Origin of the sequence: Kurthia populi, assembly GCF_042686175.1 — a bacterium.
Classification (GTDB): domain Bacteria; phylum Bacillota; class Bacilli; order Bacillales_A; family Planococcaceae; genus Kurthia; species Kurthia populi.
In genome coordinates this window covers 1-16,367 of sequence record NZ_JBHUOR010000105.1, presented here as the reverse complement: position 1 = coordinate 16,367, position 16,367 = coordinate 1, and the positions used below count along the sequence as shown (strand labels likewise).

Sequence of the window (16,367 nt, the reverse complement as noted above, 5' to 3'; positions counted from 1 at the left end):
TATCAATTAATACAAAATTAAGTTAGATATGCGTGTTGGAAAATATTTTTTTGACACTCAAAAATGGCGTGAGCCATTGATATATCAACATTTATAGAGGGAGGGGATTACTGTGAAAAAGATTTTATTAGCAATAATATTAATAATTAGTGGGACTTTCATGACTTCAGCATTTTTGAATATGAATTTACAAGCTGAGGCAAAAGAAAAATCTATGAGTAGTAAACTTGCAAAAAATTTGAAGAAGGGTACTTTCCCAGATGCTTATGGAAAAATTGGTTTACTAAAAAAGAATTTGAAATCTCATAATGGCCTTTTAGTTACTCCGTTTATAGAAGATACAATAGGTGACGATTATTACGTATTTAATTCTTCTAATCCAACACCAAATTCAAAAATAATATTAATCGAACGTTCTTATACTTACTTAATTTCTAGTTCTTCTATAAAAAAGAAATTAGGTAAGGAATTAAAATATTATAGCTTATCAAATTCTGTTCAAGAAAATAGAACATCCTTTTATAAGGCCGGAAAATATTACGTAAGTATTTATAAATTTTCAAGTATTTCAGATACTTACACAATACTTCAGGTAGGAACTAAGAAAGCAATTATGCATTCTTATGATGTGATTTTCTACTAAAACTATACCGCCAACTTCATTCTGCAAGGTGCCTGCACCGAGGAACAGTTGGCGGTATTTTGGTTCACGAAAAGGTGCGCCAGCGCCGGTGAACCAACACGAGCGTCTCAATACTCCGCGCGTAGATCCGACAAGTAATCAAACTCATACGATGCAAACACTACACTGGCCAACAACCATATGGCTGTAGCACAACCAAGCCTTATAGATTTTGAAAAGGTGCGCCAGCGCCGAATATCTAGAGGGCTTGCTAACTACGAACGAGGGCGGCCTGCAGGTGCGTGAGCTCCCAGGGCGGCACTCGCAATGAACCCCTAACTATATAAGCAATATCTATTGAATGCGATATCTAAAGCCTTCTCGATCTGCAAAGGTGCGCCAGCGCCGACATCGAGAGGGCTTTTATCTTTGTGTGAAGCGGGTCCTGACGAGGTGCGCAGCGCCGCAAGGACCTAGCTGAGCATGCTCTTTGCGAAAGTGGCCAACTAACTACCAGGACAATCTAAGCCTCGCCACCGACTAAATTTGGACTGCACAAAGCGGAGCGGGTGTGGTCCAAAATGTCCTCCCCCCAAGAACGCCTCGAAAATCCCCTCCCGCTTTAATAGGGTGTGGGGATGCCGGGTCGAGGGTGGCGGGGGGAGGGGGATGAGAGTGGAAGAGCGGGGGCAATCATGGAGACGATGTTGAAGTGAACGAGAGTGAACGCTACAACATCGTTTCCTTAATATCATCGGAATCAGACAGACTGGAGAGCGTGAGATGATCAATGCGCTACGAGAGAATCCACACGATAGGCGGGGGCGAGGCGGTGCAACTACTCAAAAAAAGGGTCCTAAAATTATTAATTGCACAAATGATTAATATATATCTTTTCGTAAAAACACTATATTTTATTTATAAACTAAAAAGGAAGTGTTTATTTGAAAAAGTTATTTTTAGCAACGGCCCTTGTATTTGGTGCCAGCACAGTCGTATCACCATTCACATCTTCAGTCGCAGAAGCAAAAGCGAAAACTGAGGCATTCACTAAAGCAGATGTAAACCTAATTAAAAAAGGGAAATTTAAACATGCAGCTGCAGCTCTTGGTACAAAAACATCAACGTTGAAAGCAAAAAAAGGTGTTAAGGTCGATAATCGAGGAACTGCCCCTTTATATGAACATGTTTATAATAAAAAGTTATCTTTTACATATAAAGCTAGTTACATTGATGCAAATTATGATTTAAAAAAGTTTAATAACGTACAAAGCATTCATGCAACTTATGCTGTTAAAAAGGATGTTTCGATTTTCAAGAAACAATTCAAACGAGATAAAGCACATGATTTAGATTACGGCGATAGAAAAGCTTATGCATATAAAGTAGGGGAAAAGCGATTATTAGTGGATGCGGGAGCAAGCTCAACAACTCTTTCATTATTTGCAAACGATGAAGCAATTAATAGTTACCTTGGAACTGGACATTAAATCGCTCCCCCTTGACTCCAAAGTTTTCAGGCCATGTGTTTCGGACGCGGCACACCAAGTTTAAAAAATCCTTGGCGTCCGGATTAAATAGGGTAACATGGCCTTGTTTGGCGTCAAGGGTTGAGCTACAGGATGTATTTTTCTAGCGTTTTTGATTGAGTGGCGTAAAGTCATGTCAATAAATCGCTAAAACGCTCAAATAGTTAATATCTTTAATTTTACATTTATTGTAATATTTATTTATCCATAATTTGCAAATTCGTGAGGTTGAGCTCTCACAATGAGCAACGAGAGGCCGTCTATAACTATATAGGCGGCTTTTTGCGTTTAAATAAATGACAAACGGCACAGCGTCCGATTATTAATTATACTTAGATAAAATTAATGATGGAGGTGAGCAAAATGACGGGATTATATATTTTCACAATCGGCACGTGGATTATTGCTAGTGCTATAAACCGATTCGATTTGGCGCTTATTTTCAAATAAATGAAAACGTTTACATTGATATTTGAAAATTATATATTTGTTACAGGAAGGGGGTGACACATATGTATTTAGAATCACATACTCAAACTTTATCTTTTAAGTACGACTACCTTGATAAGACAACAGAGAAATCAGTCGTAAAAGGATTTGCTTTACCTCGTTTACGTCTCGATCTAACAGAAGCGGAAGTCGAAACTGTTTTAAAAACAGTTGCAACGTTAGTCGATCGTCCAACAGCTAGCCGTTTCTATGGCGAGTGGGTGGACAAACGTCGAGTAGTTCCAGTAATTAACAAATAGTAATTAACTTAATAATATGAAAGGAGGACTTTCAATGGCTGAACAAAAAGAGACTTTAACAAAAGTGCTGACGATGAAATTTTATGATGCATCTTCGAAAAAAGATCGTATCATGAGCGTTACAAATCCTAAACCAGATTTGACGGCAGCGACTGTAGAAGCAGCAATGCAAGTTTTTGTGGACTTACGACCGTTCGATCTGATTCAACAACCTGAAATTAAAGGTGCATCAACGATCGAGAAGCTTACAAAAGATTTCGGTATCGTAATTAGCTAAGACCTCAAAGAGCTAGGCGATCGCCTGGCTTTTTTTATTGTTTGTAGAAGGGAGGAGGAACTTATCACAGCGAAAAAAAATCGTTTTAAAATCTTATCACGCGCAAACACGATTTATCGTAAATGTGAGTGCTGCGACCGCGTTCGCGATCTCTATTTTAAGATGTGTGTGTATGATGCCGAACATGGAAAGTTTTTAGTCGGCACGATCGACCTTTGCAAAAATTGTGGCGAAAACTTTGGTGACTTACTGCGAATCAGCGTATCGTCAGACGGCACCGAGAGTGATTTTAAATTTGAAAGTTAGGAGGAAAAGATGATGGATGAATTATTCAACTACCTCGACTATGGATTTTCATTTCTGCTGGCAATCTACTTGCTTGTAAGGATGGAAAAAAAGTTAGAGTTATTGACTGAAAGCATCGCAAAATTGACGAATCAATTTGAAAAAGACTAGGGCCAAATCGTTTTTCAAAAATCGCGAATTACCTCAAGTAGCGTCTTTTGGATACGACATATATTTAAATATGCGACACAAGGGGGACTTTAATGCTATCAATTAATAAATATCTGCAGCACTTAGAGTACGAAGGTAAAGCTTTTAACACGATTGAGACATATCGTTATCATTTAATTGCATTCGGGGCGTGGCTGGATGAACAAAAAATGCCCCTCAGAGACCTGAAACCGACCCATTTACTCGATTTTAAGGAGTATTTATTGCAGTTGCAAAAGTCAGGAAGGACCGTAAACGGGATTTTATCGTGCGTGCGAAACTACTTTGATTACATGATTTTGAACGAGGAGGTACAGTTTAACCCAGTGTCGAAGCTCATGAAAATCAATGTTGCGCCAAGCTCGCAGCGCAGATTAAGCGACGAAGAGTTAACTAATTTTTCAGGTTATATTAGTACATTGCCCGATCACACAAAGGCAGCGTTTCATTTGATGCTTGGAACAGGAGCACGTGTGAGTGAAATTGCGAATCTAACAAAGGCTGATTTTAGTTTTATAGAGGGAGCACTCTATATTAATATCGAGGATGCGAAATGGGGGAGCGATAGGCTGATACCTGTGATGCTTGAGAACTCTGCACGCATCGTAGCGGATTATGTTAATGCGTTGGATGTGTCATCGGAATTAGCGTTTAAATGCAGTCCTCGAACGTTACAACGTCATGCATCAAATTTTTCGCAGAAAACAGGCATCGCATTTAGCTGTCACGTACTGCGTCATACGTTTGCGACGCGGTTATTGGAAAAGGGTGTAGCGATTGAACAAATTCAGATGCTTTTGGGGCACCGATCGCTCAATATGACGCGTCATTATACACAGAATGCATTTTCAAGTTTTGCAAATATCGCACCAAAATTGGTAAGGGAGGAATCAGTATGAAGATTTTATTTGATTATGGCCACGGCGGGAGTGATCCAGGGGCAAATTATAGGGGACGGAAAGAGGCGGATGATGTATTGCGCTTAGGACAGGCGGTTGCGAAGCGTTTACGGGGCGCTGGAGTCGTTGTGCATGAGACAAGAACCAAAAATGAGACGTTGGGTTTAGGCGCGCGGGTAAAGCGTGATAAAGCCGATAAATACGATTATTTTGTATCGTTCCACCGCAATGCGCATAGTCCAGAAAAGGCCCGGGGTGCGGAGGTTTTTACGTATCCGACCGCAAGCGCAAAAGCGAAGGATTTAGCTGTGCAGCTGCAGAATGCGTTAATTCGAGTGGGATTCAAAGATCGCGGGGTAAAAGTAGCCAACTATTATGTGCTGCGTAATACACGATCGCCAGCTGTATTGATTGAGGCTGGGTTTATTGATAATAGTGATGATAATCGTTTGTTTGATGAAAAGTTTGAGGTAATGGTTGAGGGGCTTGCTGGGTGCTTTGTTGATTTGAAGGTTGCTTGTGGGAAAAGTTAAAACAAAAATAAAAAGACATGGATAAATAATTATTCATGTCTTTTTATTTTTCTGCTGCTACACTTTTTTAATTATGGCGTCCCACCAACAAAACGCGCAAAACATACACTAAGCAAATTTCGACATGAAAAAAGCCGATTTTCCATACGCTAAGGAATAATAGGCTTTTTATAGTGTACAGAAACTTAGCATATTTGAAACGTCATTCGATAAAGCATCAAAAACGAACATGTTTGGCAATCTCTTAGCAGTTTTGTCGGTTGGACCTTAGTAATGGATCTCAGAGAAAAAGTTTCCGTCTTTCTCTAGGCATATTATCAATGATTAAATCAAATAAAAGGTTCACATTATAATTGTATTCAGCAGAATAATATACTGGCTTTACAACCTCTACACCCGTTGCTTCTAGTACTCGTTTTTGAATTGATACTGCCTGTTCTTCTAAAAATGCTTTTAATTTTGCATCTGGTTTATTTTCAGCCGTTAACCAATGCCTTCCTTTCATAGCAACATCCGCTTGGTTAATTGCAATTAAAATCCTATCCCTTTGAATATTCGGAACAATCACTTCATTAAGTAATTTATATGTTGTCCCCATATCCCTATTAGCTCCTTCAATAATTATAAGAACTAAATCAATGAATCCATGCTGCTGTTCATCAAGTGTATAAGTTTTATACAGTAAATCTACTATTTTTTCCGAATGTATTTGATCTGCTCTTAATCCATCGCCCAAACCAGGTGTATCCCAAAAGCGTATAACATTATTTAAGCTATAAGCGTCTAATTCCATTGTTTCTGGGTCAACACCTGTACCTACTTTAGCTATTTCTTTTTGAAAGAATGTATTAAGAGTTGTAGATTTCCCCGCCCCTGTTACACCTGTTACCATCACATCCAACGGCTGAAAATTGGCTATGCCTAAATTTATTGCGATATCACCTTCTCTATACGTACTATATTTTAATGCCATAGCTTTTTTTCCTCATATAAGTTATGCATCATTTCCGTATAAAGCTTTTTACATTGAAGCATTTGATTATTTTCTATATACGCTAAACATGGTGTTAAATATTGTTCGTTGATATGCTTGTAAACTTCGCCTTTATTCGGCAGTTTTTCAATTTGCTCTACAATCTGTGGAGCTGTTTCATAATATTCGCTAATTAATTCTTTGCCATCTGGTTGATTTAATAGCCATTCATCTCGGAACTTTCTAAATTGTGTTAGTTCATAACAATCATCTTGTTTATTTTGATACTCACACACAGCCGTTGTAATATAGCAGCCACCACCGCCACCGCTACTTCGACCACCACCAGATTTTTTCTTTCTTATTCCAATCAAACCACCAACTACACCACCAACTACTTTACCAGCAAATTCTCCTGCTTTACCAAACACCGACCCGATTTTTCCACCTATTTCAGCACCTTTTACAACATGCTCTTTTACAGTTGTAAAGAAACTTTGTTGAACTTCTGCACGATAATCTTTTAAACCATCATCATCTTTCCACATTTCTTCTTCTTCGTTTAAATTATCGATATATGATAAACGCTTTTCTTCAGGAGTAGCTTTTACAATATAGTAAAGTAATTTTGATAAGTTGTATGGCTTTTGTTGTTCTTCCCCTTCTTCTTTAAAGCCTGCACTATAGTAAATTGGATCAATATCTACTCCAGTAGCTTCTTTAATACGTTTTTTGACTGATACAGCCTTTTCGTCTAAAAATTCTTTCAATTTCTGTTCAGGCTGATTTTTTTCATAGTTCCAATAACGACCTTTCATTGCAACATCCGCCTGATTGATGGCTACTAAAATTCGCTGTTCTTTGTTCTCTCCTAAATTTGGAATTATAACTTTATTAATAAGTTCATATGATGTTCCTAAATCTCTTGTACTACCATCTAAAATTACTAATACTAAATCAATTAGTAATTCTCCTTTATTGTCTAACTCATTTAATTTTTTTATAATATTTTTAGCATGTCTATTATCTGCTTCTTTGCCATCACCAAGTCCTGGGCTATCCCAAAGAATTAAATTATCTAATTCATATTTGGCAATATCCATAGTTTCTGGATTAACACCAACACCAACTTTCGCCACTTCCATATCAAATAAAGCATTAATTGTTGAACTCTTCCCACTACCAGTTGCACCAGTAATCATTAAATTAATTTTTTGTTCTTTTAAATGCAATAAATTTTGCATTAATTTAGTTTTCTCTGATTCAGGTATATTAGCTGATTGAATGTCTTTCTCCATTGCATCAAAAAACTTTTCTTTGTTCATTTCATTAGCCCCTTCACATAAATTATTTCTTGTGAAATTTAATCATCCATTCACAAAATTTTTCAGAGGAAATTATTATTGACCAGATATATATACGATTTTTCTCATATAAAATCGTAAGCTCCGATATGTTTGCTTCTTTAAATACCAGCCTCTGTTAATAATTATTTTATATCATTTATAACTATAAAAATGACTATTATGCCTAAATATCATATCATCTGTATGGTAAATAATATACATTAAATGGTGAAAAAGATAAGTACATCCGACAAAAAGCGGATTTTATACGCTAAACAAATTTCGACATGAAAAAAGCCGGTTTTCCTACGCTAAGGAATAATCGGCCTTTTATATTGTTCAGAAACCCTGTCAATAAATCTATGTTCAGTAAATCCCTCTTGATTAGGTTACCATACAATAAAACTGAAAATTCAAAAAGAGTTGAAATGAATGAAAATAGGATATGCGCGAGTTTCAACAGGCATTCAAAATCTAGATTTGCAATTGGATGCGCTCAAAGAATATGGCTGCGAAAAAAGATTTACAGATAAAATGAGTGGAGCTAAAGGTAAACGCCAAGGGTTAAAAGAGGCTCTTCGATTTGTGCAAGCTGGTGATACGATAGTTGTTTGGCGATTGGATCGATTAGGAAGAAACATGCGGAATTTAATTGAAATTGTGAACGACCTTAATGAAAGAGAAATTAGTTTTCATAGCTTACAGGAAAATATCACAATGAATAAAAAGAGTGCAACGAGACAACTCATGTTTCATCTTTTTGCTGCCTTTACTGATATGCCATAAAATACCCCCATTCTTACATATTAAGTTTCACTAAATTAGTAAAAAACAACTACATTCCCAAGCAAATAACAATGATGTATACCAAAAGCATATATAAACGCTTCAAAGAAAGAGAGAGCGTAATTAGAAATATGTTAGGCAGACTGGAGTATTGGTTCAACTAGCGGCTTCATGCAATGCGAACATGGTCAGTTGTTCGTCTGGTGGTCCATCGCGGCGAGATAATATCACTCGAAGCGGTTCATAGCCTCCAACCGGCTCGAGTAGCGCGACATAGCTGTTGATCATCGCATCAAGTCCTTGCTTAAACGCTGCAGACTGAGCACGATGCATACTCATAATGTGCGTTAAAAATAAGCCGATTGTTGTCCAGCCTGTTTTCGCTGTGCAACCTCGACCTACTACTGTCTTTAAGAGTTTGTTTGACTTCTTCATGACCACGTTTAAAGAGCTCTGTGCGATGCCTACAGCCGCGCAAAGCTCTTTTTGTGTATGCCAAACAAACGGCTCTAGAGCGCCCTGCTCGGCCGTTAAATAGTCGATAATGTCTTGTTCCCACTCTTCATAGTGACTGCGCACGCGGTCCTTGCGCGCTTTTTTGTGTTTGTACCAATATGTACTACCGAGGCTTACCGAAAACTCGCTACCACCGACAACATATGTTTCGAGTAGCGCTTCTACATATGCGCGGCTCGCCCCGTTATATTTTCCGCAGTAAGCTGAGTTAATTGTTGCACGCATGTCAAAAACACTCAACGGGTAGTTGAGATTCGAGTTAAATTCGTCTAATAAATCATACGCACGACCTTTATCCATGCCCTCCTGGTAACATACCAGCGCTAACGTAAATAACGTGTTGTTACGGCCAATTTGTCCTTTTTGCCCTTTAATATCGGTTGCATGTAATAACGCTGCAAACCATTCTGACTCCATAACGCTACGTGATGTCATTTTATGCGGAACAACAAAAAGTGTCCGGGACTCTTCATCATCTTGACGCATCGACCAATTAATTAGCTCTTTGACTGTATAGCGTGCTTCGCTATACCACACAACGTTATGCGCGTTCGGCATACGGAAAAAGCCGAAGTCATTGCAGTACATATCGGCATGAACGCTAGATAAGCTCAATTTGAGGTTATTGGCGATACGTTTCGCGACTACAAGACTACGGAAGTTATTTTTATTTGAAATGAAAATGGGTTGAGCAAGTATGAAATAGACCTGGTAGCCGTTTGGCGTTTCTAATACCATTGATGGTTCCCCTACTGAGTGGTCAATACAAGCAAGCATAATATCATTAACGCTATGTCGTTTCGTGTCGATATCGACAACGAATGTATTGATTTGAGACAGATTTGCGTCTTCAAATCCTTTTATGTATGTACGTGTTTCGTCTGTATAACCAAAGCGCTGGTACGTGTTAGGCGTCCAATGAGTTAGACTATTTGCCTCTTTTGCGAGTGTTTCTTTAGACGTCACGATAAAGCCTCGTACACGCCCATTCGCGAAGTCCGTTTTTTTGCGCACAGCGAAAACAGCGCCTTTTTTGTCAGCTGTATCTGCGTAGGCAGCGTTTGGCACTTTCGAGTTGCGTGTACGATAGGTGGTTAAACTATTATGTGTGATCGACGAAATAATTTGAGCAAGATTATACGACGGCATAAAAAAAGACTCCCTTCTGCTTAGATAACACATACGGGGTCTTTTTATGAAAAAAGATAAAGTATTCGAGTTCGAAGCATTGAAAACTACGATTATCCTCTGATATAATCAATTTCAAGAACTTTATACTTTCGTCAACGAAAAAGTGAAATTTTATAATCGGCGCCAACCGTTTATAAATCTATATCATTCTTACGTTGAGAAATCCCGTATTTAGTTGTGTTTTATGAGTTTAAAAATGTAATGAAAAGATTTCGCCAAATGCTTTATTAATCTTTTCGAAGCTCTCGCCAAAGAGCATAAAAGACATCTACATTTGTCCGCCAAGACAAATGTGGATGTTTTTTTATTTTCTATTATTTACTATCTAAACATATCTAAGAAGTCTTGTAAACCTTGATACGATGCGGTTTTAAGCATATTTTTATCAGTTTCCACATTTGTATATAAGTTTGTTCACTAAAACTTATATACATGTTTCTACATTTCCACATCTGCGTATAAGTTTGTTCACTAAAACTTATATGCATGTTTCTACATTTCCACATCTGCATACAAGTTTAGGCCGTTAAACTTGTATGCATGTTTCTACATTTCCACATCTGTATATAAGTTGATGTATTACAAAGGCTGTTATTACAGTATCTAAATCTTAAATTTCCACATTTGTATATAAGTTAGTCCACCTAAAGTTATATACATGTTTCTACATTTCCACATCTGCGTATAAGTTTCTAGACAAAAATATATACGCATGTTTCTACATTTCCACATTTGCATATAAGTTTAGCCGCTTAAAGTTATATACATGTTTCTACATTTCCACATCTGCGTATAAGTTTTAGTGCAAAAAAATTTTTTTAAAAGTTGCTTTGTTCTTTGATTTCTGACAAAACTTTATTGTCAAACTATTATGAATAAGTATATTTTACCATTTTATGTAACTTTCTAAAATAATTTATTTTTATTTTTATTTGTCACAAATGCAACAAAATTAATAAAACCTCCTTAACATATTGTTAAAGAGGCCCATTATTATTTTGTTTCTTCTTCTTCTTTTAAAAACTTTAGTTCCATCATGTAATTGAACTGTCGCTGCTGGCGTGGAGTTAGTTCATGAGACACATACGAATCGATTAACATCTGCAAAATTTGATACATTTTATTTTCATCTACAAAAGAGCTTAAAAGTACCAATTCATCGTAAACAAATTCGGGTGCTCGAACCGATTTTGATTTCGTACCTCGGCCAACTGTAAGATTGTTTTTCAAATCCTCTAGCGTTAATTTCTGCGAGCGACGTGCTGCTTTAGGAGCTTGTTCGATGATCACAACATCTTTTACTTCTTCAGTTTCAGTTTTCACTTCCGGTTCGGAAGATGTTTCTTCAACTTTTTTTTCCGGTTCAGCTATTGATTCTTGTTTTACTTCTGGCTCAGCAATTGCTTTGGGCTTTACTTCTTCTTTTGGAGCGTCTGCCTTCGCTGGTTGTGGTGTGTAGCTGAACGCATTGAATTGATCTGGCTTAGATACTTTTGGAGCTGGTTGCATTTTACGCGGTTTCTTTTTAATCAAGCCGCCTTTTTCATTACTCATACTTACCAGCCTCCTCAAAGTGCTCAATTTTTTTGATTAACTCTTCTGTCGCATCGATAAATACTTGATGTGCTTTGCGGTCGTGTTGGTCCTTATCGGTAATGCCTGTAACGTCCCAAGCTTTGAGGCGTTCTAAATGTTTAATGAAATGCTGCAGTACGTTATCATCGCCGAATAATTCTTTCGCGCGCTCAACTGTCGATTCATCGACGCGGCTACCTGGGCGAAGTAAAACAGGAAGTACACCAGCGACCTGAATATCAGCATCGTAGTTATCCGCCATGAACTGCAAATACGATACATACGTTTCCGAACCTTCAAGCGATAATTCCTGCGCTTGTAAAATGATAAGCACGTAATCGGCTGCCATCATCGCGTTATCCGAGAAATCTGAGATAGTCGGTGGCACGTCGATTAGAATATAATCGTAGTCCTCTTTAATCGGCTCGAGTAGTTGTTTTAAATAAGAAACTTGTTCAATCTCTGTTTCAAATTTCGAGTATAAAAATTTAGGTAAGTTTTTGAATGTCAGCGAAGCGGGGATTAGATGCAGATTTTCTTCTACTTCTAGAATTGTATTTTTTAAGTCACCTGTTTGAAAACCTGTAAAAATCGTATTTTGTAATTCTGTAATTCCAGCGGTACGCGCGATCAATGTTGATGCATTGCCTTGCGGATCCATATCAATGAGTAGTACTTTCTTGCCGAATTGATGAACCATCTCCCACGCCGTCATGACAGACACTTTCGTCTTGCCAACGCCACCTTTAAAGTTACCCATTACAATCGTTTTAGCCATACAAAATCCTCCACTTCTTTAGTTTATATACTTTATATTACCACGTTTCCACATATGTATAAACATGTTTCTACATATATTTATTAATATTTCTACATTTGTTCATATGTGATATTTTTAATAAAAATAGCGAAATAAGTGCCTTTTACATCATTTATATACTACAACACATTTCTACATTTGCATACAAACAGCAAAGAACTTTATAAATAATAAAACGACTTCAAAATCTTATCGAAGTCGTTTCAGAAATATCTAGTATGTAACAGGGATTTTCTTAGCTATTAAATCAAGTTTTTTAAATGATTATTTAACACGTTTATGTCGTCGTTAAGTAATTTATAATACTCAAAATCATAAGCATATTCATCCATTTTTAAAATATATTGTACAAATTTTTTTGATTCTTTTACAAAGGCTTCCACAAAATCATCTAGTCTATAACTTAATTGAATTTCTATTTCTCCATCAGAAGCTTCATATCTTTGAACTTTTAAATAATGTGAGTCGTAAGAAAAGTGTACCTCATAATTACTTTCAAACATTTCAACGGTAAATGAATTTCCTTTCCCTTCATAAATATCAATTAATCCTTCTAGGATGCCTAAAAGGATTGCTGAATTGAATGTAGATGTACAAAGTTCAAATCTTTCACCTTTATCAGTGATATGGATATTCATTCTAAAATCTAAATAATCGCGAGCAGTCAGATCCAATCCAATCATATCCTCGTAGATTTCAATATCAAAATCAAATTTCATAAAATCGCCCCTATTTCTTCAGCTACTATTTAATTAGTAAGCCGTAGCAATTATATCATCTTTATCTACAATACTTTTCTGGGTTGTCGAATAATTAGATGCGGACAACCAATAGATGAAGGAAATTACTTTTCTATTTTATGTGAAATAAAGATTAAAACGAACATTCGTTTCTGTTAAAATAGAACTAAGAAGAATATGGAGGTGGACTATGAATTTTACTAAATTCAAAAAGAGTTTGATTGCTGGTGTGATGGGATTTTCGTTAATCGGGGGCTTTGTAGCTTCTCCAGATTACACTACGCCTGCAACAACAACGGCGAAGACGCTTAACACTGTGACGCTTGTTAGTCCTACAGACGGAGACACAGCATCGTTTAAGTACAAAGGTGAGACGATCAAGGTTCGTTTCTTATTAGTGGACACGCCAGAGACGAAGCACCCATCAAAAGGTGTGCAACCATGGGGCAAAGAGGCAAGTAATTACACTAAGAAAAAATTAAAAAATGCGAAGAAAATCCAGCTTGATTTTGACCAAGCGGGATATAAAGGTGACAAATACGGCCGTAAATTGGCGTATGTATACGTTGATGGCAAGGATTTGAACCTGCAGCTTGTACGTAAGGGCTATGCGCGTGTAGCTTACATCTATGCGCCAAATACAAAGAACAAAGCTAAATACTTAAATGCACAAGCGAAAGCGAAGAAAGAAAAACTGCGCATCTGGTCGAAAAAAGGGTATGTGACAAGTAGCGGTTTTAATACTACGAAGAAGGAAACAACGACGAAAAAGCCTTCTAAGACAAAGACATATAAAAACTGCACAGAGTTACGCAAGGATTATCCAAACGGCGTCAAAAAGGGGCATAAAGCTTATCAAGCTAAAATGGACCGCGATAAAGACGGTTGGGCGTGCGAACGATAAAATAAAGGAGCCAATTTCGGCTTCTTTTTATTTATATTGAGGGGTGATTACGATGTTTGAAGTGAAAGAATTTCCGGACTTTTCGTGGTCGTTGACGCGTCATAAGGTCGTGTTAGATTGCCAGCGGAAATATGGCTATGATTACTACGTTTCACATAATGGATGGCTGAAATATAATGTGGCGCCGATCGCACAACATGCGTATCGATTAAAAAAGCTGCAGCATTTACCAATGTTTTTCGGAAAAATCGTGCATGAATTGATTGAGGAAACGATTAAGGAAATCATGTACACGCATACGCTACCAAGCGCAAATTCTTTAGTTGAGCGTGCGCGTAAGATGTTAAACGATGCTTATATCACTTCAAAATATCAGTACGATACGTGGGCGGCCAAGCCGAATAAGCATAATATGTTTTTTGATATTTACTATCATGGGGAGCTGGATAAAGAAGCGGTGTCGGTATATCAGGGGCGACTAGCTTCGATTTTCGAGAATTTTTTAAATAGCCATACCGTCCAGGAGCTGATGACAAAAGGACAGCAACTGGACATTAAGCCGCCTGAGCAGTTTCGCTTTATTATGATTGATGATGTTAAAGTGTTTCTGGTGATGGATTTGCTGTATCAAGATGTTGAAACAGGGCAATGGGTTATCGTTGACTGGAAAACGGGGAAGTCATCGGAAGCGGATCGCCAGCAACTTGCGCTGTACGCCTATTATTTGCAGGAGAAAATGGATGTGCCACTAGAAGATATTTTAGTGAGGAACGAGTATTTGTTAGCTAATAACCATGTTGAAACAACGCTAGAGCTATTTGATATTGAGAACTTGCTTTATATTTTCACACAAAGCACGCAGTACATGAAGCAATTTCAAGCAGACGTTTTAACGAATGAACCGTATGAATTAGAAGCATTTGCGCAAACGGAATTTGTAGAAAAATGTGATAAGTGCAACTATAAAGAGATTTGTTTGAAGTAAAAACGACAAAACACGACCTACGCGCACAACCACCGCGTAGATCGTGTTTTTTTCATTCCCTGCCCGATAGTGTATCCCTTCCGCACCGGCCCCACTTGTACTCATTTATATTACGCTAAACCAGCCTAGCAGTTTTTTTCATGCCCGCCTCCCCCTGCCACTCCCCCAACCCCCCACGGCGTACCCCCACCCATCAAGCGGACGGGATTAAACTTTTGGGGGACGTTCCTAGGGGGAGGGGGCCCTTCAGGCGACGCTCCGCTGTTTCGCCTTCAGGATTTCTATAAGAAACTGCTAGGCTGTTTTTATAATTTCATCCCATGTCCAAGTGGGGCCTATATTCCAATTCTCCTCAATACGCACCTTATCCCGAACTTTGGCACGCATGCGCTACTCGCTTCGCAAGCAACTGCGCAAGCTCATATTTCAATGAAACATATAGGGCCGCCAAAATGCCGGTGCAAGCACCTTGTCGCATTTTGAGACGGCCATCGCTTCATGCAAAGCCATTTACGTATTGCGAAATTTTCTCTTTCTATCATAAAGGCGTAGGACTCGTCCTGGTGCTATGCACCTTCTCAGACCAGTCCTACGCCAAAATCAAAAATCTCATTAATTGTCGAATCTACACGATAAATTATTCATTTATTCATTTTCTACCACAAAAGTCGGTCAAAATAAAACGTGTAGAAACATGTATATACATATTTCTACATACTACTAATTAATAGAAATTAATCTTTATTTTTAGTTTTTTCTATTTCTTCTTCAACTACTTTTAACTCAGCTTTCTTCTCATCTAATTCAGTTTGATATCTACTAACTTCTCTTAGAATCTCTGGAATCGAGTTAGCATAAAGTTCAAATTCTTTTGCGTCTTGTAAATATTTTCCCCTTTTTAAAGTTAATTCACGAACATCTTTTTTTAATTCCGTTATGCTCTCTTGATGATGTGTAATTTGATTTTCAGCCACCTTTTTTCCAACAAAAAAACCGATTACTGAAAAAATGACTGCGATTGCACAAACTAATTTTATTATTTTTTTCATGCACATTACCCTCCAAACAATACTTTTATCATATAATTTTACAATAATTTTTATATTTATTGAATCTTTTAAAGTAAAATTGAATATTTCGTTCCAATATACTGTCTTCTAAATTAATTAGTACGCTCTTTTTATATTAAAAATCTATCATTACAAGAACAGATTTAATAAATAATATAAAATTAAAATATATTAGAATACAAAAAAGGGGAATAGCAATGGATGAAATAGTCTTAATCGATAATAAATTAGCGCGCCTTCTTCTAAATAGCGTGTCATAATCGCTGTTAAAATCCTCGATAATACCGTTTAAAAATTCCCCACTAATAACGGATAATCTATATTAGACAATATAGATTGGAAGTGTGGAGATGACGG

16 protein-coding genes and 1 pseudogene are annotated in these 16,367 nt (G+C 37.3%); 10 read left to right on the top strand and 7 right to left on the bottom strand.

Going from position 1 to position 16,367, the window contains the following annotated elements; translation table 11 throughout:
* The first annotated feature begins 112 nt into the window (after positions 1-112).
* The 7 genes from ACFSY7_RS12045 (at position 113) to ACFSY7_RS12015 (ending at position 5,104) form a co-directional block, all read left to right on the top strand.
* Entirely contained in the window at positions 113-643 is a 531-nt protein-coding gene (locus ACFSY7_RS12045; protein WP_380148007.1) for a hypothetical protein, read from the top strand.
* Between the two features lie 923 nt (positions 644-1,566).
* On the top strand, positions 1,567-2,112 hold the full coding sequence (locus ACFSY7_RS12040; protein ID WP_380148006.1) for a hypothetical protein: 546 nt from the start codon (positions 1,567-1,569) through the stop codon (positions 2,110-2,112).
* A 551-nt stretch (positions 2,113-2,663) separates the two neighbouring features.
* Complete coding sequence (locus ACFSY7_RS12035) at positions 2,664-2,900, top strand: hypothetical protein (protein ID WP_380148005.1); 237 nt, start codon at positions 2,664-2,666, stop codon at positions 2,898-2,900.
* A 34-nt stretch (positions 2,901-2,934) separates the two neighbouring features.
* On the top strand, positions 2,935-3,177 hold the full coding sequence (locus ACFSY7_RS12030; RefSeq protein WP_380148004.1) for a DUF2922 family protein: 243 nt from the start codon (positions 2,935-2,937) through the stop codon (positions 3,175-3,177).
* 318 nt (positions 3,178-3,495) lie between these two features.
* Positions 3,496-3,633, top strand: a complete 138-nt coding sequence (locus ACFSY7_RS12025; RefSeq protein WP_380148003.1) for a YvrJ family protein — start codon at positions 3,496-3,498, stop codon at positions 3,631-3,633.
* 92 nt (positions 3,634-3,725) lie between these two features.
* The gene (locus ACFSY7_RS12020; RefSeq protein WP_380148002.1) at positions 3,726-4,571 is read left to right on the top strand and encodes a tyrosine-type recombinase/integrase; all 846 of its coding nucleotides are present in this window, start codon (positions 3,726-3,728) and stop codon (positions 4,569-4,571) included.
* On the top strand, positions 4,568-5,104 hold the full coding sequence (locus tag ACFSY7_RS12015; protein WP_380148001.1) for an N-acetylmuramoyl-L-alanine amidase family protein: 537 nt from the start codon (positions 4,568-4,570) through the stop codon (positions 5,102-5,104). Before ACFSY7_RS12020 ends, ACFSY7_RS12015 begins: the two co-directional genes overlap by 4 nt.
* A 280-nt stretch (positions 5,105-5,384) precedes the next feature.
* Here ACFSY7_RS12015 and ACFSY7_RS12010 read toward each other — a convergent pair whose 3' ends face one another.
* Positions 5,385-6,077, bottom strand: a complete 693-nt coding sequence (locus ACFSY7_RS12010) for a GTPase family protein (RefSeq protein WP_380148000.1) — start codon at positions 6,075-6,077, stop codon at positions 5,385-5,387.
* Positions 6,068-7,402, bottom strand: a complete 1,335-nt coding sequence (locus tag ACFSY7_RS12005; RefSeq protein ID WP_380147999.1) for a GTPase family protein — start codon at positions 7,400-7,402, stop codon at positions 6,068-6,070. The genes ACFSY7_RS12010 and ACFSY7_RS12005 overlap by 10 nt, the downstream gene beginning before the upstream one ends.
* A gap of 453 nt (positions 7,403-7,855) precedes the next feature.
* Here ACFSY7_RS12005 and ACFSY7_RS12000 point away from each other — a divergent pair.
* Positions 7,856-8,200: pseudogene (locus ACFSY7_RS12000) on the top strand (recombinase family protein); the annotation flags it as partial.
* A gap of 165 nt (positions 8,201-8,365) precedes the next feature.
* Here ACFSY7_RS12000 and ACFSY7_RS11995 read toward each other — a convergent pair.
* The 4 genes from ACFSY7_RS11995 to ACFSY7_RS11980 all read right to left on the bottom strand — a co-directional run bounded on the left by ACFSY7_RS11995 (position 8,366) and on the right by ACFSY7_RS11980 (position 13,030).
* Entirely contained in the window at positions 8,366-9,874 is a 1,509-nt protein-coding gene (locus ACFSY7_RS11995; RefSeq protein WP_380147998.1) for a primase C-terminal domain-containing protein, read from the bottom strand.
* 1,035 nt (positions 9,875-10,909) lie between these two features.
* Positions 10,910-11,470: a hypothetical protein gene (locus ACFSY7_RS11990; protein WP_380147997.1), complete on the bottom strand. Its 561-nt coding sequence runs from the start codon at positions 11,468-11,470 to the stop codon at positions 10,910-10,912.
* Complete coding sequence (locus tag ACFSY7_RS11985; RefSeq protein WP_380147996.1) at positions 11,463-12,269, bottom strand: AAA family ATPase; 807 nt, start codon at positions 12,267-12,269, stop codon at positions 11,463-11,465. Before ACFSY7_RS11985 ends, ACFSY7_RS11990 begins: the two co-directional genes overlap by 8 nt.
* 284 nt (positions 12,270-12,553) lie before the next feature.
* Positions 12,554-13,030 carry a hypothetical protein gene (locus ACFSY7_RS11980; RefSeq protein ID WP_380147995.1) on the bottom strand — a complete coding sequence of 159 codons (477 nt, stop codon included), beginning with the start codon at positions 13,028-13,030 and terminating at the stop codon, positions 12,554-12,556.
* A 211-nt stretch (positions 13,031-13,241) separates the two neighbouring features.
* Here ACFSY7_RS11980 and ACFSY7_RS11975 point away from each other — a divergent pair, with 211 nt between their 5' ends.
* Positions 13,242-13,955 carry a thermonuclease family protein gene (locus ACFSY7_RS11975; protein WP_380147994.1) on the top strand — a complete coding sequence of 238 codons (714 nt, stop codon included), beginning with the start codon at positions 13,242-13,244 and terminating at the stop codon, positions 13,953-13,955.
* Positions 13,956-14,007: 52 nt separating this feature from the next.
* Complete coding sequence (locus tag ACFSY7_RS11970; protein ID WP_380147993.1) at positions 14,008-14,940, top strand: PD-(D/E)XK nuclease family protein; 933 nt, start codon at positions 14,008-14,010, stop codon at positions 14,938-14,940.
* Positions 14,941-15,674: 734 nt separating this feature from the next.
* Here ACFSY7_RS11970 and ACFSY7_RS11965 read toward each other — a convergent pair.
* On the bottom strand, positions 15,675-15,989 hold the full coding sequence (locus ACFSY7_RS11965) for a hypothetical protein (protein ID WP_380147992.1): 315 nt from the start codon (positions 15,987-15,989) through the stop codon (positions 15,675-15,677).
* Positions 15,990-16,367: the final 378 nt, after the last annotated feature.